Below are 24,388 nucleotides of genomic sequence, written 5' to 3'. Positions count from 1 at the left end.
TCACAAAAAATGCCCGCATTTTGCGGGCACTTTGTTTTTCCAAATTGCTTAAACTGGCTTGGATTGACTGCTTACCAGATCCATTTGACGCCTGCGGTCACAGCCACGCTGTGGCCGCCGCCGGTCAATCTCTTTTCATAGCGGCCTGAGGCATAAAGCGACGTCTTTGTCGAAATTTTGCTCTCTACGCCCCCAGTCAGTGCCACTGAGGTTCCCTTCAGGCTCGACACCACTGTCAACGGGTAAGCGCCGCGCAAGGTACTGACCGTGGTGTTGCTGCGCCCTTCAAACTCATGAATTACATCGAAACGGCCCCACAAGTTGGTGCTTTCGAAATGGCGTGACAGGCGCAGACCAGCACGTGTGCTCAGAGATTTGAGGTTGTCAAAACTCACGGCACTGGCGCCATCGTTGGCGCTATCCAAGCTGCCGCGCTGAACGCGCAATTGCAGTTGTGGTTCGAGCTTGAGGCCCGATTCCAGCTCAAAGGATTTGCCGCCCTCTAGTGAGAGGCTCACGCTATCGCCCTTGGTTTTGAACGTGCCGACGCTCTGGTGCTGATAGCTGGACTTCAGTGAGTGATAGCTGTACTGCCCCACCACATCGAGATAAGTACCCTGTGGGAAGAAGCGGGTCCAGTACGCCCCCAGACTGGTGGAGTTGAGCGCATTTTTACCGGCCTGGCGGTCGTCATAGTGCTTCACATCGCTGCTTGAATAGGCCTGAACCAGATACAAACCAGCCGCTGTGCGTAGGCCCTGTCCATCGTCTTCGCGAAGCACATCTACGCCTAGTTGCAGCGCATAGGTACGGTAATCAAAACGGGCTCCAAGACCACCTTGCACGCCCTGGCCTTTGGGGCGGATGTCACCGCCATTGCCAATCACACGGACCCATAAGCGGCCATCGTCCGCTCGCGTTTTCTCGGTGGGTCCATCGGCATTGCCGCCCATGCGCTCATGCAGACTGTCCATCACTGCTGCGTTTTGCAGCAGGATCAGGCTAGGAGCCGTAGAGTACAAGGACACCGTAGGGCTCAGGGTATCTTTGGGAGGCGCAGGATTTGGTGCTGGTGCTGGTGCTGGTGCAGGAGCAGGAGCAGGAGCAGGAGCAGGAGCAGGAGCAGGAGCAGGAGCAGGAGCAGGAGCAGGAGCAGGAGCAGGGGCAGGGGCAGGGGCAGGAGCAGGGGCAGGAGCAGGAGCAGGGGCAGGGGCAGGGGCAGGGGAGGGAGGCGGTGGAGGAGCGTCGACAGAGGTCAAATACCAGCTCTGATCCGCATTTCGGTCCAACGAATATTCATAAGCACCTGCGATCAGGGTTCCGCCCTGCAGCGCAAAAGTAGCTGCATTGGTGACAGCAGTGCCCAGCGCCTGTACGACTTGAATACCTTTGCCATCACCCGTGGTGGTGGTGGGAGCGCCCAAACCGCCGGTATTGGTAACTTGCACCGTTGTATTGCCAGTGGCAGAGCCGCCATCCTTGATCACCAGCTTGTCGCTGGCTGACCCACTTTCTTGCTGAAAAGTGCGTATTTTCAGCAGGCCGTTATTGCCCACATAGTTGTTCACCGTCACAGTGCGATAGTCCGCAGAATTGTTGCCGCTGGCAGCGCCATCAAACACCACGGTGCCAGCGTTGTTCAACTTGTTCAGCAGTGAGCTGGTGGCAACATGCCAGGTGCTTGCGGTGTCTTTCAAAACCAGGTTCAGAGCCGGTGCATTGACAGCGCCCATTAAAGTGCTGGCATTGGAGAGTGCCATCTGCACCGGAGAGGTTGCGTCGGCCACGACATTGCCCGTGAGTTGGCTGGCACTGACATTGAAAGCCAGTGACGGGCTTGAAGCAACATTGAGCAGGAGGTTCGAGCCAACGGCATTGGCGCTCGAGCGGTTCAGGGTAATGACTGAGCCTTGAGTCGCCTTATCTGAACCGATAACATCGATCAACGCCGCACTGCTGCTGCTCGTCGTCATGCTGTCCAGCCCGCTTAGGCTGACCCTCATGTCCTGGCCGCTGGTCATCACCACGGCACTACCGGACGTGTTGATGTGCCCTCCACTTTGCGCCTGCTCTGCCGTAAAGGAAGAGCTATTGCCAGACACACTCACACCTGAGCCGGCAGCTGCATCAATGCTCAATGCGCCTTGCACGGCAATAGTTCCGCCATTGGTGACAACGGCTCCGGTGCCAGCTTGGGAATTCACCGCCAGCTTGCCGGCGATCTTCATTTTCCCCGCATCAGCCCAAACGCCCCCTGCACCTGCACCCTCGGCGGTTGCAGCAGCGTCATTCAAGCTAATCAGGCTAGCTGAACCTTGAACAGCAATGGCATACGCTCCCGGGCGAGTCGTCTTGGCCGTGGTGGCTCCTGTGGACTCAATCAAGCCAGCTGCATTGGCATAGATAGCATGGTTTTCATTGCTGAGCACATCTGCATCACGATATTTAAGGGTACTGACACGCCCGTTATAAGTTCCACTTGCAAGCAGGGCGAAGCTCGATGGGTTTCCAGTCCCTTGCAGTTTTCCCGCTAAGTTGATTACCGGCACAGCCACCTGTACGTCCAACTTGCCCCCGGAAAAATCAATCAAGTTGCCTTGAACGACAATAATCCCGGGAGAGCCTTCTGTTCGCACCGTCACCTGTCCATTGCTCACACCGGGACCAAACTTGATCGTCGATGGGTTAGTACTGACGAACTCCGCGACAATACCTCCTCCATTGGTTGAATTGCCTGCAAAGTCAACCCGTGTGTTCTGGCCCAGTTGCACCATGCCACCCCATTGGGCATCAATCGGCGTCAATGAATCTGTACCCAACACACGGACATAAGTATTACCCGTGACATTGATCAGACCACCGCCGCGCGCACCAAGGGCAGAAACGCCAGACACATTTGCCAAATAGATAGAAGCATCTTTCAGATTGATGATGCCTTGATTGCTCGGGACGCTTGAATTCACACCAGCGACTACAGGGCCGGCCATACTGTTATGGATATTTGCACCATAGATCAAAAGCTTTCCTGCTGAAGAAATTGTTCCTCCGCTATCAACCCTCAAACCGGTGCTTCTAGGTCCATCCAGAAAAATAGAGGTATCACCTGTCAGGTTGATGGTGCCTGCATTAAATGCGAATACACCATCACCATTAATTCCCGGAACGGCTGGAGGCGCTGTATTCGGAGCAGGTATAGGACTTACTCCAAAAAGGCCACTCAGATTTAGGTTCGCCCCTGTGGATCCTTGCACAGTAGTCGCGCCGACGTTCAGTACGCTGCTAGGTTGAGACGCACTCAGCGTTCCGTTATAGACCGGCAGTGCTGCAGTACAAATCTCACCCGTTATAACTTGCACCCCAGCCGAAGTGTCTGGAGGGCATGCCGCCAGCGCGGTTTGAGAAACCACCGTTAGCGATAGGCCCAGCGATACATTGAGCAAGCCCTTGCCCAATGCATGAGAAGCGCTGACGACTTTTGCACCAAGCCCGGCCTTGCTGGACTTGCCCTGAGTGGACTGACACTCAGATACGGCCACCCAGGAGCCAAGGGATTCGTTCCAGACACTTCGATAGACCTTGTTCATGTTCAATCATTAGGACTGCTGTAACACATGTATCAAATGATTGCAGAAGACGTATTGCGAGCCTATCGTCCTCTAGCTTTGGTGTGTGTAGGGGGTTTCCTACAGATTGCTTGAAATCGGTGCTGTCGCAAAACTCCAGTTTGAAACGAGCAAATCCACGCCCAAGACTTGCCTACACCACACAGCCACTGTTTGAGCACGCCCAAATGGAGTAAATCATCTCAAGTTAGCTATTCGGAAGTGCAACTCATTGACTCGGCGCTAAAGCTTTACATGTAAGTGGTGTCCTATATGTCTAGTAGGCAGTGTTTTTGTTAGAATAAGAATCGTTATCACTTCGATGTTCATTCGAAGTTCACGTTACCACTTCTAACTCATGCCTTCCTCTTTTGATCGCGACCGTGCCAGTGGCACCCGCCTAGCGTCAGCTCGGCCATCTCTTTCTGCTCAGCTCACACCTTCCATTCTGGCTTGTGCGGTTACGGCGTTGATCGGCTCCTCTGCCATGGCGCAAGAGGTGCAAGGTGTGACACTGAGCTCTGTGCCAGAAAAAGAAATGCCCACCGTGCATGTACAGGGCGAGCGTACGGATGCCCGGGTCTATGACCGCACCGAGATGGATGCCACGCCGGAAGGCAACCGTGATTTGACATCGCTCATCAGCAACCACCCAGCAGTGCGTCTGGACCCGAGTATGAGCAATAGCGGCAATCGAGGCTCTTTGGCTCCCGAGTCGTTTTCGGTGCATGGAGAGAGTCCGTTTCAGAACCAGTACCTGATTGATGGCATCAGCGGCACCAATTCCATTAATCCGCAGTCCAAGCAGGCGGGTATTCCGCAGGTGGGCAATGTGCCGGGCTTTGCCCAAGCCTACAACGTCGACACCGATCTGGTGGACCAGGTCAAGGTCTATGACAGCCGCGTGCCTGTGGAATTTGGCAAGTTTCAGGGCGGGGTGGTGGATGCGCGTATCAAGACGCCGACCGGCAGCAACAAAATATCTATCAAGCGCAGCTTCAACAGCTCCAACCTGACCCAGCAGCAAGTGCCTGATCTGGACCAGGAGGAATGGCGCAATGGCGAACCCGGCTACTCTTCGGCCTGGAAAAAACACTTCACCAGCATGAATGGCGACTTCCGCTTGACGGAAGATACAACGGCGCTGATTTCGCTCTCGCGCCGCGAGTCGCAAATTCAGCGTCAAGCCCGGGTGCTGGACCCTTCGGCCCCCATTCTCAACGGTAAGAACAGCACGCAGGAGATGCGGGACTCGAAAGATACGGTGGACAACCTCATGGCCAAGCTGCACACCAACTGGGGTGGCGGCACGTCCAGCAGTCTGCTGCTCAAGTACTCTGATCGCCAGGAAAATCAAGTCGCCAACGGCTATGGCAATACCTCGTGGGTGAACCGCCAGAAGGCCATGGGCCTGGCTTTTGATCTGAACCAGCAACTGGCCAGCGGCAAGTTGACCGCGACTTTTGGCGTGGACCAGTTGGACTCGGCGCGTGAGTCTGATACCAACACCTTCGTGATTCAGAACTTTGCGGACAAGAGCTTGTCTAGCTATAGCTCGATTGGTTACGGCACGGAGTCGCTGGAGCAGCGCCAGTACACCGGCAAGCTGCGCATGGACTGGGATGCGTTTAAGACGGGCAGCGTGCAGCACAAGGTGTATGCCGGTGCGCAATTGCAAAGCACCGATGCCAGCTTTGTGCGCGATCAGGATGCCTACAGCCTGGTGCAGACGCTGCAGCTCAATGGCACGCAGAAGATCACCACCCGCAACCGATACGGTGCCGGCTCTGTAGGGGTGGACTACAACAGCATGGGCCTGTTTGTCTCGGACACCATGCAATTGGGCAACTGGGCGCTGACGGCGGCGGCACGACTGGAGCGTGACGACTTTTTGAAGAACACCAACCTGTCCCCCCGCGCCCGGCTGGATTGGGACGTGCTGGGAAATGGCCGCACGCAACTGGGGCTGGGCTGGTCGCGATATTACGGGCAGGACATGCTGGGTTATGCGCTCAAGCAGGGCAAAAGTGCATTGTTTAGCCAGCAAATCCAAAAGGGTGTGGAAATCAACAAGCCCGGGAAGATTGAATACAACAGCTTTGATGGTGTAAAAACTCCACATTCGGACGAATGGGCCTTTACCGCCAGCCAGCAACTCTCGTCGGATCTGGAGGCGGGCTTTAGCTATGTGCGCCGGGCCAGTCGCAATGGCCTGACGCAAAACGGATCTTCCGATGCAGGCTACTACTACGCCAACGGTGCATCTGCCAAGGCGGAGACCGCGACGATCAGCCTGCGCACGCTGCGCCCCTGGAAGGCGGCTGCCGCGCATTGGACGGGTCGTGTGGACTTCAGCTGGCAAAACGTGGTGCGTAACCACGACTCTACGCTGGGCTGGGAGTCGGAAGAGCAGGCACCGGATGACTTCATCGTCGTCAACGGCGTGCAGATGCTGCGCAAGGACAAGCCCGCCAGCGGTTTCCATGTGCCGCGCAAACTCAGTGCGACCATCAATGGCCGCTGGGCGCAGGCCGGTGTGACCTGGGGCAACCGCCTGAACTGGAACAGCGCCCGCACGGGTATTGGCTTTGCGGGTAGCCCTAAAGGGGTGGACCACTTCAACAGCCAGCGACTGTCGTCGTATATGACTTGGGACAGCTCTGTCACCTATCAGCCGCATTGGGCCAAGGGTGTGACGCTGAGCCTGGATATTCTTAACGTGCTCAACAAGCGAGTACCTCTGGCGGTGCCCATGGCCGGAGCCTACGTGAACAATGCCCGCTGGCAGACAGGGCGCGAAATTTGGCTCACTGCGGGCTACCAGTTCTGATTTAGGCCAAATCGGCGCAGTGTCCTTGTAATACCTAGGCATTGCGCTATCTTTTTTTTGAATGACTTTAATGACATCCCGTCTAGCTAATAGGCTTGTGCAGCCGCTGCGATTCACCCTAGTGGTGACGGCGCTGGCGCTGTTCCTGCCTAGCGCCATGGCGCAAAACACCACCATCGAAACCAACGCCACGACCAAGCTGGTGCAGGGACGAGACCCGGACACCGCCTTGGGGCGACTGCTGCTGCCCGTGGACAACCGCGCCTTTGAATGCGGCAAGGCCGATGGCTGGGATGAGGCTTGCCTGAAGGCGCGCTACCAAGGTCAGCCCACGCAGTGGCCGCTGCCTGTGGTCGATGCGGGCAAGAACTGGAAGGAAATGTCCCCCGTTCCCGTCGTGCAGCTAGCCGCAGATGCCAAGGCCCTTGCCAAGTTGGAGCTGGGCACGGCTTTGTTCTTTGATGCAGGCCTGTCGCGCAAGGGCGGTGTCTCCTGCGCAAGCTGCCATCAGGCCGGAAAGTCCTTTACCGATGGCCGTGCGCAGGCCGTGGGCGAAGACAAGCTCATGGGCCGCCGCCGCGCTCAGACCTTGTTTGCCGCACCGTTTGCCAGCCATTTGTTCTGGGATGGGCGCGCCGCATCGCTGGAGGAGCAGGCCAAAGGCTCCATCACCAATACTTTTGAGATGAACAACACGCTGGCGGCAGCGGTGGCGCATGTGAACTCTCAACCTCACTATCGCAAGCTCTCCCGAGAGGTCTGGGGGCGCGACAAGCTGACCGCCGATCAGATGGTGACCGCCATCTCGACCTTTGTGCGCACCATTCGCCCGCCTACCACCAAGGTCGATGCTGTGATTGCGGGGGAAACTTCGGTGCTCAACGACCAGCAATTGCTGGGCCTGCATCTGTTTCGCACCAAGGCCCGCTGCATGAACTGCCACAGCGGTGCCTTGCTCACGGATAACGAATTCCATGATCTGGGCTTGTCATCCTATGGTCGTCGCAATCAGGATTTGGGCCGATTTGAAGTCACGCGCGACAAGGCCGATCTGGGTAAGTTCCGCGTGCCCAGCCTGCGTGGTGTGAGTCAGGCGGGTCCTTGGATGCACAACGGCCAGTTTGGCAATCTGCCGGGCTTGCTGCGTCTGTATAACGTGGGCATGGGTGCCGTTGGGGGCGATCCTGAGCAAGATTCTTTTGTGCCGCCTAAATCGCCGCATATCAAGTCGCTTAACTTGAACGCGCAGGAGATTGATGCTTTGGTTGAGTGGCTGAAAATCTTATGATTTTGATCGCTTTAAGTGCTTGATGGATAAGCGCTAGAGTCGGTTTTAGGTATAAAAAAAGCCCCTGACGCAGGCCAAGGGGCTTTTTTCTGAGTGCGCTAAGCCGTCGAGGCTAAGGAACTCAGACTTGTGCTTACTTGGTGCCGAAGATGCGGTCGCCTGCATCACCCAGACCGGGCAGGATGTAGCCGTGGCTGTCCAGCTCACGGTCTACCGCTGCTGTGTAGATGTCCACATCGGGGTGGGCGTCTTGCATGGTTTTCACGCCTTCAGGGGCGGCCAGCAAGCACATGAACTTGATGGACTTGGGGGCGCTCTTGTCCTTGAGCTGCTGCACGGCGGCGACGGCGGAGTTGCCGGTGGCCAGCATGGGGTCCACCACGATCACATCACGCTCTTGCATGTTCTCGGGCATCTTGTAGTAGTACTCGACGGGCTTGAGCGTCTCTGGATCGCGGAACAGGCCGATGTGGCCAATGCGGGCGCCGGGCACCACGTTGAGCATGCCGTCCAGAAAGCCATTACCCGCGCGCAAGATGGAGACTAGAGCCAGCTTCTTGCCGTCGATGACCCTGCCGGTCATCTTTTCCATGGGGGTCTCGATTTCCAGATCTTGCAGGGGGAAGTCGCGGGTGATCTCGTAGGCCATCAGCGTGGACAGCTCGCCCAACATGCGGCGAAAGCTGTTGGTGCTGGCTTCCTTGCGGCGCATCAGCGTCAGCTTGTGTTGAACCAGAGGATGGTCGATTAAATGCAGAGTGCTCATGTTCTTGGTCTTGGTTGAGTAGGGCGTAGCCATCGCTTGTGGCGAGGCCATCACCTGTATTGGAAGGTTTTAAGCAGTGCGCCGCAAAAGCGCAACACCCGCTATTTTCGCGCTCAGCTCGATAGCAGGTGAGAAAAGCGCTCTAAATCCACATTACCGCCACTGATCACGATGCCTACGCGCTTGCCTTGCAGCGGTAGATCGCCATTGATGGCGGCAGCCAGTGAGAGTGCTCCTGTGGGCTCTACCACGATTTTCATGCGTTCTGCGTAAAAGCGCATGGCACTGACGAGTTGCTCGTCTGTGACAGTCAAGACCTCGCTGACGCGCTGCTTGATGATGGCAAACGTGATACTGCCGGGCGCTTGGGTCTGCGCGCCATCGGCAATGGTGCGGGGTGTCTCAATTTTCACGATGTGGCCGGCGCGCAGCGATTGCTGCACATCGTTGCCCGCTTCGGGTTCGACCCCTATCACCTTGCATTGCGGGGCCAAGGCATTGGCCGCCAGCAAGCTGCCCGAGAGCAGGCCGCCGCCGCCCAGGCAGAGGAATAAATAGTCCAGATCAGGCACTTCCTCCAGCAGTTCTTTGACGGCTGTGCCTTGCCCGGCAATCACATTGGGGTGGTTGTAGGGTGGGATGAGGGTCATGCCGCGCTCAGCGGCAAGGCGGCTGGAAATGGCTTCGCGGTCTTCGGTAAAACGGTTGTAGGTCACGACTTGCGCGCCATAGCCACGGGTGGCTGCCATTTTTGAGGCTGGGGCATCCTCAGGCATGACGATGAGGGCGGGCATGTCCAGCAACTGCGCGGCGTGGGCGATGGCTTGGGCGTGGTTGCCAGATGAAAAGGCCAGTGCGCCGCCCTTGCGCTGCTCAGGCGTGAACTGGGCCAGAGCGTTATAGGCGCCGCGAAATTTGAAAGCGCCAATGCGCTGCAGGTTCTCGCACTTGAAGTACAGGCGTGCGCCCAGTTCCTCATCCATGGTGCGGCTGGTCAGCACCGGCGTGCGGTGGGCCACGCCTTGCAGCCGCTTGGCAGCAGCTACTACGTCGTCATAGGTAGGAAGCAGGGCGGGTGTGGTGTTCATGGCGATTCAGGCAGGGTTGGTGACTGATTTCATGATAGCGGGGCATGACCCGTCTTGGCATAGTTGGGGTGGGTGTTTGCTGCGCCAGTGCGAGGGATTGAATATGATTAAAAATGCCATGAAGTCCTTTCAATAAAAGGACTTGCAGCTATTAGTTTTGAATAATTGATCAGTTTTTGCGCTCTACGGCACTGCGGTGCTGCGGGCGCAAAGGCTTTAAGCGGCTCCAGTGGCGCAAAGTCGCCATTGCGCTTGGCTTGCATGGCGCTCACGGCTTCCATCACGTGGCGGTTGCTCCAGATGCCGCTTTGCACCCAGCCCATTTGTTGCAATGAGTCATGCACGCTGTGGTCGCGGGCGTAGTTGATGACTTGCTTGCTGCCCCAAATGGCGACGGGTGGCTTGGCCGCAATCTCGCGGGCACAGGCCAGCGCGGCAGTCAGTGTTGCTTCTGGCGTGTCATAGACGGCATTGAGCAAGCCGTGGCTGGCGGCCTCTTGCGCGCTTAAGCGTCGGCCGGTGTAGGCCAGCTCTTTGACGATACCCAGTGGCATGAGCTTGGGAAGGCGCTGCAGGCTGCCCAGATCGGCCGTCATGCCGATATTGATTTCTTGCACGCAGAAAAACGCCTCGCGGCTGGCGTAGCGTATGCAGGCTGTGGCGACCAGATCCAGCCCGCCGCCCACGCAAGCGCCCTGAATGGCGCAGATGACAGGCATGCGCAGGGCTTCAATTTTGTTGAAAGTGGCTTGCAGCTGCGCCAGCGTATCGATAATGGCGGCGCGGCCCTCGGGTGTGCGGTCGTTGGGGGCAAAGTTGGGGTCGGCAAAAGTCTCCAGCGCCATGCCCGCGCAAAAATGCTTACCCGTGCTGCTAATGACTAAGGCCCGCGCCGAGCCGCTGCGGTGCACGGCGTCCAGCACGGTATCCAGCTCTTGCCAGAACTGGGGGCTCAGGGTGTTGAAGGCATCGGCTCGGTTGAGCACCAGATGGGCGATGTGCTCGTTTTGCTCCAGCTTAAAGCAGGTCAAGCCCTTGGGTGAAGGGCTGCTGCTGTGGTGGCTTGGGTGAGAGGTGGCATCAGTCATGCCCGCATACTGGCTTGCCTTGGTTGCAGAAAAAGTCACATGGGTGACGGTGTAGCCTTCGCTGCACCCAAGTAGGGCTGCGCCCTAGTACCAGTGCTAGCCCCAGTAGCCGTCACCGGGGCTTAGGCACTATCAGCGAAGAGCGCGCATCGCTGGGTTGGCGTAGTCATAGGACGCTGCCGATTCGCCCACCTTGAATACCGCCACCATGCCTGTCAGGCGCTGGGCTTGGTCGTGCAGGGAGACGGCTGCAGCGGTCGATTCCTCGACAAGCGCGGCATTTTGCTGGGTCATTTGATCCAAGTGCGTCACAGCCTGATTGACTTGATTAATGCCGTCGCGCTGCTCGGTAGACGATGCGCTGATCTCGCCAATCATGTGAGAGACTTTTTGCACGCTGCTCACAATGTTCTCCATCACCAAGCCTGCCTGAGAGACTTGCTCTGTGCCGGCGTTGACGGCATCGACCGAGGTGGCAATCAAGGCTTTGATTTCTTTGGCTGCATCGGCGCTGCGATGGGCCAAAGCGCGTACTTCGCTGGCGACGACGGCAAAGCCACGGCCCTGCTCACCGGCGCGAGCGGCCTCCACAGCGGCATTCAAGGCCAGGATGTTGGTCTGAAAGGCGATGGAGTCGATGACGCCGATGATGTTGGAGATGCGGTGGGCGCTGTCGTTAATGCGGCCCATGCTGACCACCACCGACTTGACGACCGAGCCGCCGTGCTCGGCAGCTTGCGCGGCATTGCTGGCGAGCTGGTTGGCCTGCTGTGAGGTATCGGCCGCTTGCGCTACGGTGGCGGTGAGCTGCTCCATGCTGGCAGCAGTTTCTTCCAGATTGGCGGCGGTTTGCTCGGTTCTGGCGGACAGGTCATGGTTGCCGCTAGCAATCTCTGACGAGGCGGTGGAGATGGAGTGCACGCTGTCACGCACATCGCTGACCAGCGCGCGCAGGCGCTCTGCCATGGTGGACACGGCGCTAAGCAGTTGGCCAAATTCGTCTTGTCGCTGGTGATTGGCGCTGACCGTGAGGTCGCCTTGGGCGATGGCGTTGGTTAGTTGTACGGCTTCGGCCAAGGGCTGAGTGATCGATCGAGTCAGCACAAAAGCCAAACCCAGACCCGCCAGCAGCATCAGCCCTTGCAGGCTGCGTGCCAGCCAAGTTGCACGTTGCTGAGCTTTTTCAGTCAGAGCATTGGACTCATCGCGTTGCTGCTCTTGCAGTTTGACGAAGGCATCTAGCGAGCCCACGTAATGGCCGATGGCGCCCAGATACTTTTGCTCAATAAAGCTGCGCATGACGTCAATGTCCCCGCCGTTCTTGATTTCGCGGGCCTGTTTGTTCAGGGCCAGCACATCAGTACGGGCGCTGGCGATGGTGGCCAGCGCCTGCTTGTCGGCATCGCTTTGGGCGAGCTTGACGACCTGGGCTTGGAGCTGACCGTTGACGGCAACGCCTGCTTTGACACGCGCGTCCATCAGGGCGGTCAGTGCGTCATCTGTAGTCATGTTGCTGGTGAGCACGCGCTCGCCGGTGGTTTCAGTGGCCCCTTTCCACTGCTGGGCTAAGACGATGCGGTGGTTGTAATCTGCCTGTGTCTGCAGGCCTGCATGCATGGTTTGCGAGGCATTGTGCTGAGTCCACAAGGACACTGAAAGCATCATGGCCAGCAGGCCGCCGAGGGTGCACCACAGCTTGGTGGAGACACGCCATTGATTGAATTGCATTCGCCGAACTCTTGTACTGAATAAATAGATAACTGCCGCGCAGGCACTAAGCAGGCGCAGATTGGCTGACCGGATGGTCTGCTTGAGATGTATCGGCAAACAGCGCCCAAGATTCAAAAAGTGGTGCAGGCAAATTTCGCTCGGATGACTCTTAAATCTCTAAAAACAGCATCACCGCGCAGGCTGTGCAGCGTGGCAGATGGCGCTGCTCGGGTTGTGTGGGTGAGTGTGTGTAAAAAGTAGGTTTACCCATGAAAAAGGCCTGCAGTGCAGGCCTTGTATAGAGGTATTGCTATAAAAATTAGCGTTTTTTGCCGCCCAAAATTCCGCCAAGTACGCCGCGCAAAATCTCTTTGCCCAAGTTATTGCCCATGGTACGCATGGTGGACTTGGCCATGGTTTGCACCAGACCGTCATGCTGAGCGCCGCGCGGGCCGGTGCGGCCAAACAGCATTTCTTTGAGGCCACTCATCATGGAGTCCGTAGCGCTGCCTTGTGAGGCTTCACCTGCAGCACTAGCCGCACCGGCTGCCACAGGCGAATCGCCGGGCTTGGCGGGTGTGGCACTGGCTGTGCGGTCACGCAGCATCTCGAAGGCGGATTCGCGGTCAACCAGCTTTTCATAAACGCCGGCGACCAGTGATCCGTCAATCAAAGCCTTGCGCTGCTCGGTAGAGATGGGGCCTAGCTGGCTGCCGGGCGGCACCACAAACACGCGCTCGGTTACGCTGGGGCGGCCTTTTTCATCGAGGAAGCTGATCAGCGCCTCGCCCACGGCCAGCTCGGTAATGGCGGTGGCCACGTCCAAGCCGGGGTTGGGGCGCATGGTGGATGCGGCCGACTGCACGGCCTTTTGGTCACGCGGGGTGAAGGCGCGCAAGGCGTGCTGCACTCGGTTGCCCAGCTGGCCCAGCACGGTGTCAGGCACATCCAGCGGATTTTGGGTGACGAAATACACGCCCACACCCTTGGATCGCACCAGACGCACGACCAACTCAATGCGTTCAATCAGCACCTTGGGCGCGTCGTTGAACAGCAAGTGCGCTTCGTCAAAGAAGAAGACAAGCTTGGGCTTTTCGGGGTCACCAATTTCGGGCAGTTGTTCAAATAGCTCAGACAAGAGCCAGAGCAAGAACGTCGAGTAGAGGCGCGGCGCGTTCATTAGCTTGTCAGCGGCCAGCACGTTGACGATGCCCATGCCGTTGGCGTCGGTCTGCATCAAATCATTGATGTCGAGCATGGGCTCGCCAAAGAATTGGTCGCCGCCCTGGCTTTCAATGGTCAGCAGGCCGCGCTGGATAGCGCCCACGCTGGCTGAGCTGATGTTGCCGTACTGGGTTGTGAACTGCTTGCTGTTCTCGCCCACAAAATTGAGCATGGCGCGCAGGTCTTTGAGGTCTAGCAGCAGCATGCCGTTGTCGTCGGCAATCTTGAAGACGATGTTGAGCACGCCCATTTGCGTGTCGTTCAGGTTCAACATGCGGCCAATCAGCAGCGGCCCCATGTCTGAGATGGTGGCGCGCACGGGGTGGCCTTGCTCGCCAAACACATCCCACAGCGTGGTGGGGCAGGCCAAGGGCTGGGGCAGCGTAATGCCGCGCTCTTTGAGGGAAGCGGCAAGCTTGCCTTCAATTTTTCCGCTTTGACTGATGCCGCTCAAGTCCCCTTTGATGTCGGCCATGAAGACTGGCACGCCAATCTGTGAAAAGCTCTCCGCCATTTTTTGCAGGGTGACGGTCTTGCCAGTGCCAGTAGCACCCGTTATCAGGCCATGTCGATTGGCCAGTGCGGGCAGCAGAGCGCATTCTGTGGCAGAGTGCTGGGCAATCAAAAGGGGTGAAGCCATTCGGTTTTCCTTTAGGGGGCTTACAGTCAAAAGTAAAATCTCACCTGCTAGGTTAAATCAAATATTAAAGGACTCCCGTGGCAGGACACAGCAAATGGGCCAACATCCAGCACCGCAAGGGTCGCCAGGATGAAAAACGCGGCCGTATCTGGACCCGCATCATTCGTGAAATCATGGTGGCAGCCCGCCAAGGTGGTGCTGATCTGGCGGCCAACCCGCGTCTGCGTCTGGCCGTGGACAAGGCCAAGGCGGCCAATATGCCGGCCGACAATATCAAACGTAATATTGATAAGGCCACAGGCAATCTCGATGGGGTGACGTACGAAGAAATTCGATACGAAGGCTACGGAATTGGCGGCGCAGCCATCATCGTGGACACAATGACGGACAATCGCGTGCGTACCGTTGCTGATGTGCGCCATGCTTTTAGCAAATACGGTGGCAACATGGGCACGGAAGGCTCAGTGGCTTTTCAGTTCAAACATGTGGGGCTGCTGATGTTTGCCCCCGGTACGGACGAAGAAAAAGTCATGAACGCTGCGCTAGAAGCGGGTGCCGAAGACGTCATCACCGATGACGAAGGCGGCATGGAAGTGCTGACAGCCCCGGCTGACTTTGAAGCAGTGCGTGACGCACTTCAAGCTGCTGGCTTGACGCCGGATATGGCTGAAGTGACCATGCGCCCAGAAAATACAATCGCTCTTGAAGGCGACGACGCAGCTCGTATGCAAAAGCTGCTGGACATGATCGAAGACCTGGATGACGTTCAAGACGTCTACCACAACGCAGACTTATGAAAATTCTTGTGATTGGCGGCGGTGGCCGTGAGCACGCACTAGCGTGGAAATTGGCCGAATCGCCCAAAGCGACCAAGGTGTATGTGGCTCCCGGTAATGGCGGCACCGCCTTGGCGGGTGGCAAGCTGGAGAACCTGAACATCACCGATGTGCAGGCTCTGCGCGAATGGGCGCAAGCTGAAAAAATCGGCGTGACCGTGGTGGGCCCCGAAGCCCCTCTGGCCGCTGGCGTGGTCGATGAGTTCCGCGCCCATGGTCTGAAGGTCTTTGGCCCGACTAAGCAAGCCGCTCAGCTGGAGTCGTCCAAGGCTTTCTCCAAAGATTTCATGGCGCGCCACAGTATTCCGACTGCGCAATATGAAACCTTTACCGACGCCGTTGCGGCCCACGCCTATGTGGAACGTCTGGGTGCGCCCATCGTCATCAAGGCTGACGGTCTGGCCGCTGGCAAGGGTGTGGTGGTTGCCATGTCGCTGCAAGAAGCGCATGACGCAGTTGACTTCATGCTGGTGGACAACAAGTACGGTGTGACCCACAACGAAGGCGCGGATGGGAAGGCTGTGCCGCGTGTTGTCATTGAGGAATTCCTCGACGGCGAAGAAGCATCCTTCATCGTGCTGTGCGACGGCAAAAACGTGCTGGCGCTGGCCACCAGCCAAGACCACAAGCGCCTCAAAGACGGTGACGAAGGCCCCAACACCGGCGGTATGGGCGCTTACTCGCCCGCGCCTGTTGTGACGGCGGATGTGCACCACCGCGCCATGCGCGAAATCATTCTGCCCACCATTCGCGGCATGGAAAAAGACGGCGTGACTTACACCGGCTTCCTGTACGCGGGCCTGATGATTGACAAGGCTGGTCAGCTCAAGACGCTGGAATTTAACTGCCGCATGGGTGACCCAGAAACTCAGCCCATCATGATGCGCCTCAAGAGCGATCTGGTGGACGTGGTGCTGGCCGCCTGCGACGGCAAGCTCGACCAGTTTGAGCTGCAATGGGACCGTCGCACTGCATTGGGCGTGGTCATGGCAGCTGCTGGCTACCCTGAAGCGCCTCGCAAGGGCGATGTCATCACCGGCCTGCCCGCAGCGGCAGATGACGCCATGGTCTTCCACGCAGGCACCCAGCTGGGCGATGACGGCCAGCCCGTCACCAGTGGTGGCCGCGTGTTGTGCGTGACTGTGCTGGCTGACAGCGTCAAGCAAGCCCAGCAAAAGGTCTATGACGTGGCCCGTGGCATCCATTTCGATGGCGCCCAGTACCGCCGCGATATTGGCTTTCGCGCTATCAAGAAGGCCGACTGATGACGCAGCCATCCTCATCTTCCGTATCTGACCATCTGCCCGCGCCCGAGGTGACCGAGGTGCGCGAGTACCTGATGGGTCTGCAGGTCCGTATCACCGAGGCGCTGGAAGCGATCGAAGGTGAGGGCGGCGCTCGTTTTCTGGCTGATGCCTGGCATAAAGAGCCGGGCGAGAAGCTGCAGGGCAACGGCATCACCAAGATCATGGAAGGCGGGCGCGTCTTTGAGCGCGCAGGCTGCGGTTTCTCGCATGTGAGTGGCCCGCAACTGCCGCCTTCGGCGACGCAGCACCGGCCTGAATTGGCGGGTGCGCCGTTTGAAGCCATGGGCGTGTCGCTGGTGTTTCACCCGCGCAACCCCATGGTGCCCACGGTGCACATGAATGTGCGCATGATCTCGGCGGGCCACCCCGGCCAACCCAAGACCTGCTGGTTTGGTGGCGGCATGGATTTGACGCCGGTTTACGGTTTTGAAGAAGACGCAGTGCATTTTCACCAAACCTGCCGCGATGCGTTGGCGCCGTTTGGTGATGCGCTGTATCCGCGCTTTAAGACTTGGTGCGACGAGTACTTCTTTCTCAAGCACCGAAGCGAGCAGCGCGGCATTGGCGGCATCTTTTTTGATGACTTCAGCGAACTGGGTCAGCATCAAAGCTTTGCCATGTTGCGCTCTGTGGGTGATGCCTTTTTAAAGTCATATTTGCCTATCGTGCAGCGTCGCCAAAATGCCGCGTACACTCAGCAGCAGGTAGACTTTCAGCGCTACCGCCGTGGCCGCTATGTTGAGTTCAACTTAGTTTGGGACCGCGGAACCCACTTTGGCCTGCAGTCCGGTGGTCGAACCGAATCTATCTTGCTGTCTATGCCGCCCCATGCGGACTGGAGCTATCAGCGTGAAGATGCAGCGGGCTCCCCTGAGCGAGAGTTGCTAGAAAAGTACTTGATTCGCCGCGACTGGCTGTAACAAGCCTCAGTTCCTTGTGAGCGGTGCAAAAGCCCTGTCAGCAAGGAACTCTATAGAAAACTATAATTTCCAAAGCTGGATGCGCACTAGTTAATTAGCGCATCACCATTTTCCATTGCGTGGTGAGTGCAGGCCTTACGAGTCTGGATGCTTACGTCAACCCAGCCCTAATACGGGTGTGGCGCGGCACACGCTATATTGATCCCATCTTTACTGATTCCATCGCCTGATGACCACCTCCACACAATCGGATTCCGCAGCTAAGCGCGACGTCACCAAACTCCAGCGCGCCATTGTTGACGGCCTCGAAGACGTTAAGGCCCACGACATTCAAGTGTTCAACACTGAAGCGCTGTCGCCATTGTTCGAGCGCGTGATCATTGCCTCGGGCACATCCAATCGTCAGACCAAGGCTCTGGCCTCCAGCGTGCGTGAAGCCGTCAAGGATGCCGGCTTTCCCGTGCCCCGCCAAGAAGGCGAGCAAAACGGTGAGTGGATCATTGTTGACTGCGGCTCTATCGTTTGCCACATCATGCAGCCCGTGATTCGCCAGTACTACCGTCTGGAAGAAATCTGGGGCGCAACACCTGTGCGCTTGAAGCTGGGTGCCGCTAAGCCAAAGCCCGCTGAGCTGGCTGCCAAGAAACTGGCTGCTAAGCAGGCTGTGGACAAGGCCGCTGCTGAAAACACCGTGGTCGAGAAGAAGAAGCCTGCTGCCAAGAAGGCCGCAGCTAAAAAGCCTGCAACTAAGGCTGCTACCAAGACTGCTGCCGGTGCCAAGCCTGCTGCAAAAAAGCCAGCGGCCAAGAAGGTTGCAGCGAAGCCAGTCAAGACCGTGGTTGTCAAGCCAAGCGTTCCGCGCACTGCCAAGGCTGAAGTGGCTGCCAAGCCTGCAGCAAAGCGTGCTCCCCGCGCCAAGGCCTGATGAAGCTGACGATTGTGGCCGTAGGCCTGCATGTGCCCGACTGGGCGCAGACGGCCTACGACGATTACGCTAAGCGCTTTCCGCCTGAACTCAAGGTTGAACTTAAAGCCGTCAAAACAGAGCCTCGCGGCTCCAAGACACTTGAGACCTTGTACGCGGCGGAGCGCAAGCGTATCGAGGCAGCGATTCCGCGTGGCACCCGCATCGTGGTGCTCGATGAACGCGGCACTAATCTGACCACCAAAGCGCTGGCTCAGCGTCTGCAGGGGTGGCAGCTTGAAAGTGATGACGTGGCTTTGATCATCGGCGGCCCCGATGGCTTAGACCCTGAGTTTCGCGCTCTTGCGCATGAACGCATTCGTTTGTCTGACCTGACCTTGCCGCATGCCATGGTGCGCGTGCTGCTGATTGAGCAGCTATACCGTGCTTGGTCGGTGAACGCCGGTCACCCTTACCACCGCGAGTAATCACCGCTGCAAGCGCCGTAAGTCATTACGCTTAGTTATGACGCTTGTGGTGCGCTGTGTGCAAATATATGCAGCGCGTGATACTATGATTTTGATAGCCTTATGCGCTTGATTTATGGGCGCTTGAGGCCTTTTTTAATCAAAGTCATGGCCTCTTACATTTATCTCGCATCTCAAAGTCCTCGTCGTCGCCAGCTCCTAGAGCAGTTGGGTGTGGGGCATGAGCTTTTACTTCCCAACGCCGTAGGTGATATTGCCGAAGATGCCGAGGCTATAGAGGCTGAGCTGCCCGGTGAAAACCCGCACGACTATGTGCAACGCGTGACCGCTGGCAAGCTCGATGCAGCGGTGGCTCGCCATGCTCGCCGTGGCCTGCCTGATGCGCCAATTTTGTGTTCTGACACGACTGTCGCTTTGGGTCCGCAAATTCTGGGCAAGCCCGTTGATGCGGACGATGCGCGCCGCATCTTGCGCTTACTTAGCGGCGCTGAGCATGAAGTGCTGACCGCCATCGCCGTGCAAAGTGGCGCACAACGTTTGCAGGCGCTGTCTGTTTCTACCGTGCGTTTTGCGCCTATGACGGATGCGCAAATTGATGCCTATGTGGCGACTGGCGAGCCCATGGGCAAAGCTGGTGCCTACGGCATTCAGGGTATGGCGGCGGCGCATATTGCAGAAATTCGCGGCAGTTACTCGGCCATCATGGGGCTGCCGGTCTTTGAGACAGCCGGGTTACTTCGTCAACTAGGCTGGGCGCTCTGAACTTCAATGCTGCTTTAGTAAAGCAGGTTCACAGTCTTGCGCCCAAGGTGCGCGCGCCACACACTGGGCAACGCAAACGGCTAGACCGATAAAGAAAGAACAAGAGTCAATGCAGCAAGATATTTTGATCAACTGGTCGCCGCAAGAAACACGTGTAGCGATTATCGAAAACGGCGCCGTGCAAGAGTTGCACATGGAGCGCCCCCTAGAGCGCGGTCTCGTCGGCAACATCTACTTGGGCAAGGTCTCACGCGTGCTGCCTGGCATGCAGTCGGCGTTTATCGATATCGGCCTTGAACGTGCAGCCTTTTTGCACGTGGCCGATGTGTGGCAGCGCCAAGATGGTGGTGAAGCACCGATGTTTGCGCGCAAGGACCAATCCCAAGTACCGATTGAAAAACAGGTGTTTGAAGGCCAATCCCTCTTGGTTCAGGTCATCAAGGACCCGATTGGAACCAAGGGCGCACGCCTGTCCACGCAAATCAGCATCGCTGGCCGTTTGCTGGTATTTTTGCCGCAGGATGACCATATTGGCATTTCCCAAAAAATACCGCAAAACGAGCGTGATGCACTGCGTGCGCGCTTGCAAGAGTTGGTGGGCACCAAGGCGACGGGCGGTGGCGGCGGTTTTATTTTGCGCACTAACGGTGAAGAATCTAGCGAGGCTGAACTGGCCGACGATATTCGCTACTTGCGCAAGACATGGGCGCGCATTAAAGACTCGGCGCAAAAGCTGCCTGTCATGTCGGTGCTGCACCAAGACCTGAACCTGCTACAGCGCGTGCTGCGGGATTTGGTGGGTGAGGGCACGCAAAGTATTCGCATTGACTCCACAGAGCAGTTTGCGTTGCTCAAAAGTTTTGGCCAAGAATACATGCCAGCAGCGGTGCCCAAGCTGGCACTGTACAAGGGCGAGCGGCCCATTTTTGACCTTTACTCCATCGACGAGGAAATTGCCCGGGCGCTGGGTCGTCGTGTCGATCTAAAGTCTGGCGGTTATCTCATCGTCGATCAGACCGAGGCGCTGACCACCATCGACGTGAACACTGGTGGCTATGTCGGAGCGCGCAATTTTGATGAAACCATCTTCAAGACCAATCTTGAGGCAGCCCACGCTATTGCCCGTCAGTTGCGACTGCGCAACTTGGGCGGCATCATCATCGTGGACTTTATCGACATGGTGCGCGAAGATCATCAGGCCGAGGTCTTGTCCGAATTCCGTCGCCAATTAGGGCGTGATCGCGTCAAGACCATGGCGGGCAGCTTCTCGCAATTGGGCCTGCTAGAGATGACACGTAAGCGCACGCGTGAGTCGCTGGCGCATATGTTGTGTGAACCATGCTCTGCTTGCTCAGGCAAGGGCGATGTGAAGACTGCGCGTAGTGTTTGCTATGAAGTTCTGCGCGAAATTCTGCGTGAAGCCCGTCAGTTCAACCCCCGAGAGTTTCGCGTAGTGGCGTCTCCTAAGGTGGTGGAAATGTTCCTCGACGAAGAAAGCCAGCATCTTGCCAGTCTTTCGGACTTCATCGCCAAACCGATTTCTTTGCAGGCAGAAACAGCGATGGCTCAAGAGCAATACGATATTGTGTTGCTTTGAGTTTTTTGACGTCTCTTGTTGTTTGCTTTGAAATCGGTTTTCAATAAAAACAATAGCTTCTAAGGTTTTTGGTCCAAACCCCTCCAGTGCGATCTACACATCTAGCGTTTTATGTATAGCTAGATGTGTAGATTAGGCTGGATGAATCAGATCGGGCTCGACCGCAATTCAGAGGCAATCAGAAGCTGTACATCAGGTTCATGCCGGTGCTCCAGTTGCGGCCGGGTGCGCCTTCGTAGAAGCGGCCGTTGCCATCGTTGACGATGACCGAGCCCACGTGCTGCTTGTCAAACAGGTTGTTGACACGGGCAAAAGCGCGCAGTGTCCAGGGGCCCATGACCTTGCGGTAGCCCAAGCTGGCTGCTGCCACGGTGTAGCTAGGAGCTGCTTCGCTGTTGGCGTCGTTCACAAACACCTTGCCCATGTGTTCGGCTGAGATGCCAACCTTCCATTCCTGCGTGATGCGGTAGTCCAGTCCCAGCCACAGGTGCTGCTTGGCCAGACCGGGTAGCAGGTTGCCGCTAGTGGCATTGCCCGATGCCTGGCGGAAGCTGGCGTCCAGATAGGTGTAAGCGGCTTGCAGTTGCAGTTGGGGCGTCAGGCGCAGATCACCTTGCAGTTCCATGCCTTGACGGCGGGTGTTGCCAGCATTGCGGTAGGTGGTGCGTCCGCCAGCGCTCAGATCGCTGACGATCTCGTCGCTGGTGTCCGAGCGGAAGACTGCCGCACTCCAGCTGCCTTTGACCGGGCCGTTCAGACGTTCTCGGTAACCTACTTCGTACTGGGTGCTGACGCTGGGCTGCAGCGCAGTGTTCATGCCGCTTCCGTTATTGCGGTAGGACATCTCGGCCAGAGTGGGGGTTTCAAAGCCGCGGCCCATGCTGGCGTACAGCGTTTGGTCAGGGCTTAGTTGGTGGGCTAGCGATACCTCCGGCAGGGCTTTGTGCTGGCTGATGCTGTCAGAGTCATCGGGGTTGCCCGAACGGATGAAGCGGTCGTCAATCTCAAACTTTACCCGGCTATAGCGCAAGCCAGTGTCCAGCGTCCAGCGTGGTGCTAGCTGCCAGGTGGCTTGCACATAGGGGTCGACATTGGTGATGGTGTTTTTTTCGTCTCGGCTTAGATTGCCTTTAACGCCAACGGCTGTTGGCGAATCCACGTTGCCAGTGTAATTTTTGTAGCCCTTGCGGTCTTCTTGTACGTAGTCCATTGCCAGTCCTGCCGTCACAGTGACGGGTACGGGTGCATCGTTGAATTTCCCCGTCCAACGAGCATCGACACCGGCATACTCGCGGGACATATCGATCACTCCGCCTGCGTGCTTTGCATTCTCTTGAATGGCGTAGCCAGAGCTATTTTTCAAAGGGATGGATTGATACTGCTCCATAGAGCGATGGCCGGCGTATGCCATCAATGTCATGCTGTGGGTGGCATTGAGTTGATGCTCATAAGTAACGCCAATCTGGGTCTGCTTGAGCGACTTGCGGGTATTGAATCGCTCAGCGACGGGGGCATCACCGTTGTCTTGATCCATAGACGAGCGGCGTGAGTTGGCTTGATATTGGTTCCACGTCAGACCCTGCGGGTCTTGCGCGCTGGACTCCATGGCGTTGGCCACCACGGTCAGGCGGGCATTGTCGCCAATGGCGGTGCTGAGTTTGGCGTTCGCAATATTGCGGTCCGCTGCACTGTGGTCGCGGTAGCCATCGGTGAGGAAACGGCTGGCGCTGAGCACATAGCTCAGGCCCTGCGCGGTCTGGCCGCTGGCTTTGGCAGAGATGCGCTTTTGGCCATTGCTACCCAACGAGAAGCCGCCTTCCACGGTGGGGGCCCCCTCCGGAGTTTCTGTGTACATGCTGACCACACCGCCGGCGGAGTTGCCATACAGCGCCGAGTACGGGCCACGCAGCACTTCCACGCGTTCCAGACTGCCGATATCGATATGCGACAGCGAGCCCTGACCATCCGGCATGGTTGCAGGAATACCATCGACATACAGGCGCACGCCGCGTAGGCCGAAGGTGGAGCGCGCGCCGTAACCACGAATGGATAGCTGCAAATCTTGCGCGTAGTTCTGGCGGTTCTTGATCTGCAGGCCGGGCACGCGGTCCAGACTCTCCGAAAGGTTCACCTGCATCTGGCGGTCACGCAGAGTGTCTCCATCGAGCACCGTGGCCGAGGCCGGCAGGGCCTGCAGGCTGGGGCTGCCGGCGGCGGAGCGCACTTCCACCGTCTCCAGTGTTGCTTCAGTCTGAGCCAATGCCGGCATTGCAATAGCTGGAAGGATGACCAATGGAATGAAATGACGATTCATAAGATGCATAAAACAAGCATGAGCTTGTCTGTTAAATAAGGATCAAGCTGTGTGTAATCGGGAGGTCGTTGTTTAATCTCTAAGAGCCGCTAACACCACCCTCGATAAGTCGTTGTTTCGCCTTGTCGTACTTCTGTACTGCCTGCGGCTTCACGCCTCGTCTCGACCGCAAACCTTTGGTTTGCTGGGTGGTGTTAGCGGCTCTAAGTAACCAAGTCAGGCTTGTTGCTCTGCAATGGTTGTGACCCAGAGTTGATGACTTTTTTCTGTATAAGCAGTCTGCATATTTATCTGTGTTCCTGTGATGCCCATTTCTCAACGTACCGATCAACCCAACCCACGCCGTGTGCGCGGTCCCAGCTTCCAGAAAACTGAACTGACTCGCAGCGAGATCGTCACGGCTGCAATTACTGAGTTCATGGAAGTGGGCATTACCCGTGCCACGATGGACAAAATTGCCAAACGGGCGAATCTGGCAAAGGGCACGCTGTACTTGTACTTTGCTTCCAAGGAAGAACTGCTGCTGGGTGCTCTGGAGGTGACATTTAGCGAATCTGCCCTGTCGACCCAAAACTTGCCACGCCACCCCGGTGAGAGCATGCACACCTATATCTCGCGCTTGGTATTGCCACCTATGGAGCGTTTTCATCATTCGGTACGCGCCGATCTGGCCCGGCTGATGCTGGGTGAGACCAAGCGTTTTCCAGTGCTGGGTGAGTTTTATTACGACAAGATCTTTGCACCGTGGCATGTGCATCTTGAAGCGCTATACCAACGGGCAATCGATGAAGGAGAGCTGCAAGGAATCTTGCCAGCTACAGCGGCCATGCTGACGGGGTCACCGTTCTGGCTTTATCTGGCCAGTGATTCCCTGCAAGCGCCCGTCAGGCCTGGTTGCTCTGCGGCTGAATTATCTCAGGCGCAGATCAATTCCATTTTTGGGCACTACAAAACGTCACAAGCGAAGTAAGTATTTAGTTTGGATAAAAAACCCTGCCTGGCTTGCGCCCTGCAGGGTTTTTTA

At 57.3% G+C, this 24,388-nt stretch carries 17 protein-coding genes; 10 read left to right on the top strand and 7 right to left on the bottom strand.

Features of this window, described 5'->3' with window-relative positions; all coding sequences use genetic code 11:
- Positions 1-71 precede the first annotated feature (71 nt).
- Positions 72-3,584: an autotransporter outer membrane beta-barrel domain-containing protein gene (locus tag KUF54_RS08350; protein WP_219346157.1), complete on the bottom strand. Its 3,513-nt coding sequence runs from the start codon at positions 3,582-3,584 to the stop codon at positions 72-74.
- Positions 3,585-3,960: 376 nt separating this feature from the next.
- Between KUF54_RS08350 and KUF54_RS08345 the strand changes: the two genes are divergently transcribed.
- Both KUF54_RS08345 and KUF54_RS08340 read left to right on the top strand, forming a co-directional pair.
- A complete protein-coding gene (locus KUF54_RS08345; protein ID WP_219346156.1) occupies positions 3,961-6,432 on the top strand; it encodes a TonB-dependent receptor plug domain-containing protein in 2,472 nt (823 codons plus the stop codon).
- A gap of 70 nt (positions 6,433-6,502) precedes the next feature.
- Positions 6,503-7,720: a cytochrome-c peroxidase gene (locus KUF54_RS08340; protein WP_255576392.1), complete on the top strand. Its 1,218-nt coding sequence runs from the start codon at positions 6,503-6,505 to the stop codon at positions 7,718-7,720.
- 133 nt (positions 7,721-7,853) lie between these two features.
- Here KUF54_RS08340 and upp read toward each other — a convergent pair whose 3' ends face one another.
- From upp to KUF54_RS08315, 5 genes are all read right to left on the bottom strand, one after another.
- Positions 7,854-8,486 carry a uracil phosphoribosyltransferase gene (gene upp, locus KUF54_RS08335; RefSeq protein ID WP_219346155.1) on the bottom strand — a complete coding sequence of 211 codons (633 nt, stop codon included), beginning with the start codon at positions 8,484-8,486 and terminating at the stop codon, positions 7,854-7,856.
- A 113-nt stretch (positions 8,487-8,599) separates the two neighbouring features.
- Positions 8,600-9,574 carry a threo-3-hydroxy-L-aspartate ammonia-lyase gene (locus tag KUF54_RS08330; protein WP_219346154.1) on the bottom strand — a complete coding sequence of 325 codons (975 nt, stop codon included), beginning with the start codon at positions 9,572-9,574 and terminating at the stop codon, positions 8,600-8,602.
- 107 nt (positions 9,575-9,681) lie between these two features.
- Positions 9,682-10,662 (bottom strand): enoyl-CoA hydratase-related protein, encoded by a 981-nt coding sequence (locus tag KUF54_RS08325; protein ID WP_219346329.1) that lies wholly within the window; start codon positions 10,660-10,662, stop codon positions 9,682-9,684.
- Between the two features lie 132 nt (positions 10,663-10,794).
- Positions 10,795-12,390, bottom strand: a complete 1,596-nt coding sequence (locus tag KUF54_RS08320) for a methyl-accepting chemotaxis protein (protein WP_219346153.1) — start codon at positions 12,388-12,390, stop codon at positions 10,795-10,797.
- Positions 12,391-12,691: 301 nt separating this feature from the next.
- Complete coding sequence (locus KUF54_RS08315; RefSeq protein WP_219346152.1) at positions 12,692-14,236, bottom strand: helicase HerA-like C-terminal domain-containing protein; 1,545 nt, start codon at positions 14,234-14,236, stop codon at positions 12,692-12,694.
- A gap of 77 nt (positions 14,237-14,313) precedes the next feature.
- On the opposite strand from KUF54_RS08315, the gene KUF54_RS08310 reads away from it, so the two are divergent.
- From KUF54_RS08310 to rng, 7 genes are all read left to right on the top strand, one after another.
- Positions 14,314-15,033 carry a YebC/PmpR family DNA-binding transcriptional regulator gene (locus tag KUF54_RS08310; RefSeq protein WP_219346151.1) on the top strand — a complete coding sequence of 240 codons (720 nt, stop codon included), beginning with the start codon at positions 14,314-14,316 and terminating at the stop codon, positions 15,031-15,033.
- A complete protein-coding gene (gene purD, locus KUF54_RS08305; RefSeq protein ID WP_219346150.1) occupies positions 15,030-16,337 on the top strand; it encodes a phosphoribosylamine--glycine ligase in 1,308 nt (435 codons plus the stop codon). Before KUF54_RS08310 ends, purD begins: the two co-directional genes overlap by 4 nt.
- Positions 16,337-17,299, top strand: coding sequence for an oxygen-dependent coproporphyrinogen oxidase (gene hemF, locus KUF54_RS08300; protein WP_219346149.1), 963 nt, complete (start codon positions 16,337-16,339; stop codon positions 17,297-17,299). The genes purD and hemF overlap by 1 nt, the downstream gene beginning before the upstream one ends.
- A 229-nt stretch (positions 17,300-17,528) precedes the next feature.
- Positions 17,529-18,224, top strand: a complete 696-nt coding sequence (gene rsfS, locus KUF54_RS08295; protein ID WP_219346148.1) for a ribosome silencing factor — start codon at positions 17,529-17,531, stop codon at positions 18,222-18,224.
- Positions 18,224-18,691, top strand: coding sequence for a 23S rRNA (pseudouridine(1915)-N(3))-methyltransferase RlmH (gene rlmH, locus KUF54_RS08290; protein WP_198462156.1), 468 nt, complete (start codon positions 18,224-18,226; stop codon positions 18,689-18,691). The genes rsfS and rlmH overlap by 1 nt, the downstream gene beginning before the upstream one ends.
- 147 nt (positions 18,692-18,838) lie before the next feature.
- Positions 18,839-19,453 (top strand): nucleoside triphosphate pyrophosphatase, encoded by a 615-nt coding sequence (locus KUF54_RS08285; protein ID WP_219346147.1) that lies wholly within the window; start codon positions 18,839-18,841, stop codon positions 19,451-19,453.
- A 109-nt stretch (positions 19,454-19,562) separates the two neighbouring features.
- A complete protein-coding gene (gene rng / locus KUF54_RS08280) occupies positions 19,563-21,050 on the top strand; it encodes a ribonuclease G (protein WP_219346146.1) in 1,488 nt (495 codons plus the stop codon).
- Between the two features lie 178 nt (positions 21,051-21,228).
- On the opposite strand, the gene KUF54_RS08275 is transcribed toward rng, so the two are convergent.
- Positions 21,229-23,364 carry a TonB-dependent receptor gene (locus KUF54_RS08275; protein WP_255576391.1) on the bottom strand — a complete coding sequence of 712 codons (2,136 nt, stop codon included), beginning with the start codon at positions 23,362-23,364 and terminating at the stop codon, positions 21,229-21,231.
- A 304-nt stretch (positions 23,365-23,668) separates the two neighbouring features.
- Between KUF54_RS08275 and KUF54_RS08270 the strand changes: the two genes are divergently transcribed.
- On the top strand, positions 23,669-24,334 hold the full coding sequence (locus KUF54_RS08270) for a TetR/AcrR family transcriptional regulator (RefSeq protein WP_219346144.1): 666 nt from the start codon (positions 23,669-23,671) through the stop codon (positions 24,332-24,334).
- Positions 24,335-24,388 lie beyond the last annotated feature (54 nt).

The organism is Comamonas sp. Y33R10-2, from assembly GCF_019355935.1.
Taxonomy (GTDB): domain Bacteria; phylum Pseudomonadota; class Gammaproteobacteria; order Burkholderiales; family Burkholderiaceae_C; genus Comamonas.
Note: the sequence above shows the minus strand (reverse complement) of the source record. Positions and strands in the feature narration are given on the sequence as shown.

What these genes read in the sequence shown, in the direction of transcription:
- KUF54_RS08350 (WP_219346157.1), bottom strand. Translation starts at nt 3,584, where the DNA reads ATGAACAAGGTCTATCGAAGTGTCTGGAACGAATCCCTTGGCTCCTGG.
- KUF54_RS08345 (WP_219346156.1), top strand. Translation starts at nt 3,961, where the DNA reads ATGCCTTCCTCTTTTGATCGCGACCGTGCCAGTGGCACCCGCCTAGCG.
- KUF54_RS08340 (WP_255576392.1), top strand. Translation starts at nt 6,503, where the DNA reads ATGACATCCCGTCTAGCTAATAGGCTTGTGCAGCCGCTGCGATTCACC.
- upp (WP_219346155.1), bottom strand. Translation starts at nt 8,486, where the DNA reads ATGAGCACTCTGCATTTAATCGACCATCCTCTGGTTCAACACAAGCTG.
- KUF54_RS08330 (WP_219346154.1), bottom strand. Translation starts at nt 9,574, where the DNA reads ATGAACACCACACCCGCCCTGCTTCCTACCTATGACGACGTAGTAGCT.
- KUF54_RS08325 (WP_219346329.1), bottom strand. Translation starts at nt 10,662, where the DNA reads ATGACTGATGCCACCTCTCACCCAAGCCACCACAGCAGCAGCCCTTCA.
- KUF54_RS08320 (WP_219346153.1), bottom strand. Translation starts at nt 12,390, where the DNA reads ATGCAATTCAATCAATGGCGTGTCTCCACCAAGCTGTGGTGCACCCTC.
- KUF54_RS08315 (WP_219346152.1), bottom strand. Translation starts at nt 14,236, where the DNA reads ATGGCTTCACCCCTTTTGATTGCCCAGCACTCTGCCACAGAATGCGCT.
- purD (WP_219346150.1), top strand. Translation starts at nt 15,030, where the DNA reads ATGAAAATTCTTGTGATTGGCGGCGGTGGCCGTGAGCACGCACTAGCG.
- hemF (WP_219346149.1), top strand. Translation starts at nt 16,337, where the DNA reads ATGACGCAGCCATCCTCATCTTCCGTATCTGACCATCTGCCCGCGCCC.
- rsfS (WP_219346148.1), top strand. Translation starts at nt 17,529, where the DNA reads ATGACCACCTCCACACAATCGGATTCCGCAGCTAAGCGCGACGTCACC.
- rlmH (WP_198462156.1), top strand. Translation starts at nt 18,224, where the DNA reads ATGAAGCTGACGATTGTGGCCGTAGGCCTGCATGTGCCCGACTGGGCG.
- KUF54_RS08285 (WP_219346147.1), top strand. Translation starts at nt 18,839, where the DNA reads ATGGCCTCTTACATTTATCTCGCATCTCAAAGTCCTCGTCGTCGCCAG.
- rng (WP_219346146.1), top strand. Translation starts at nt 19,563, where the DNA reads ATGCAGCAAGATATTTTGATCAACTGGTCGCCGCAAGAAACACGTGTA.
- KUF54_RS08275 (WP_255576391.1), bottom strand. Translation starts at nt 23,364, where the DNA reads ATGAATCGTCATTTCATTCCATTGGTCATCCTTCCAGCTATTGCAATG.
- KUF54_RS08270 (WP_219346144.1), top strand. Translation starts at nt 23,669, where the DNA reads ATGCCCATTTCTCAACGTACCGATCAACCCAACCCACGCCGTGTGCGC.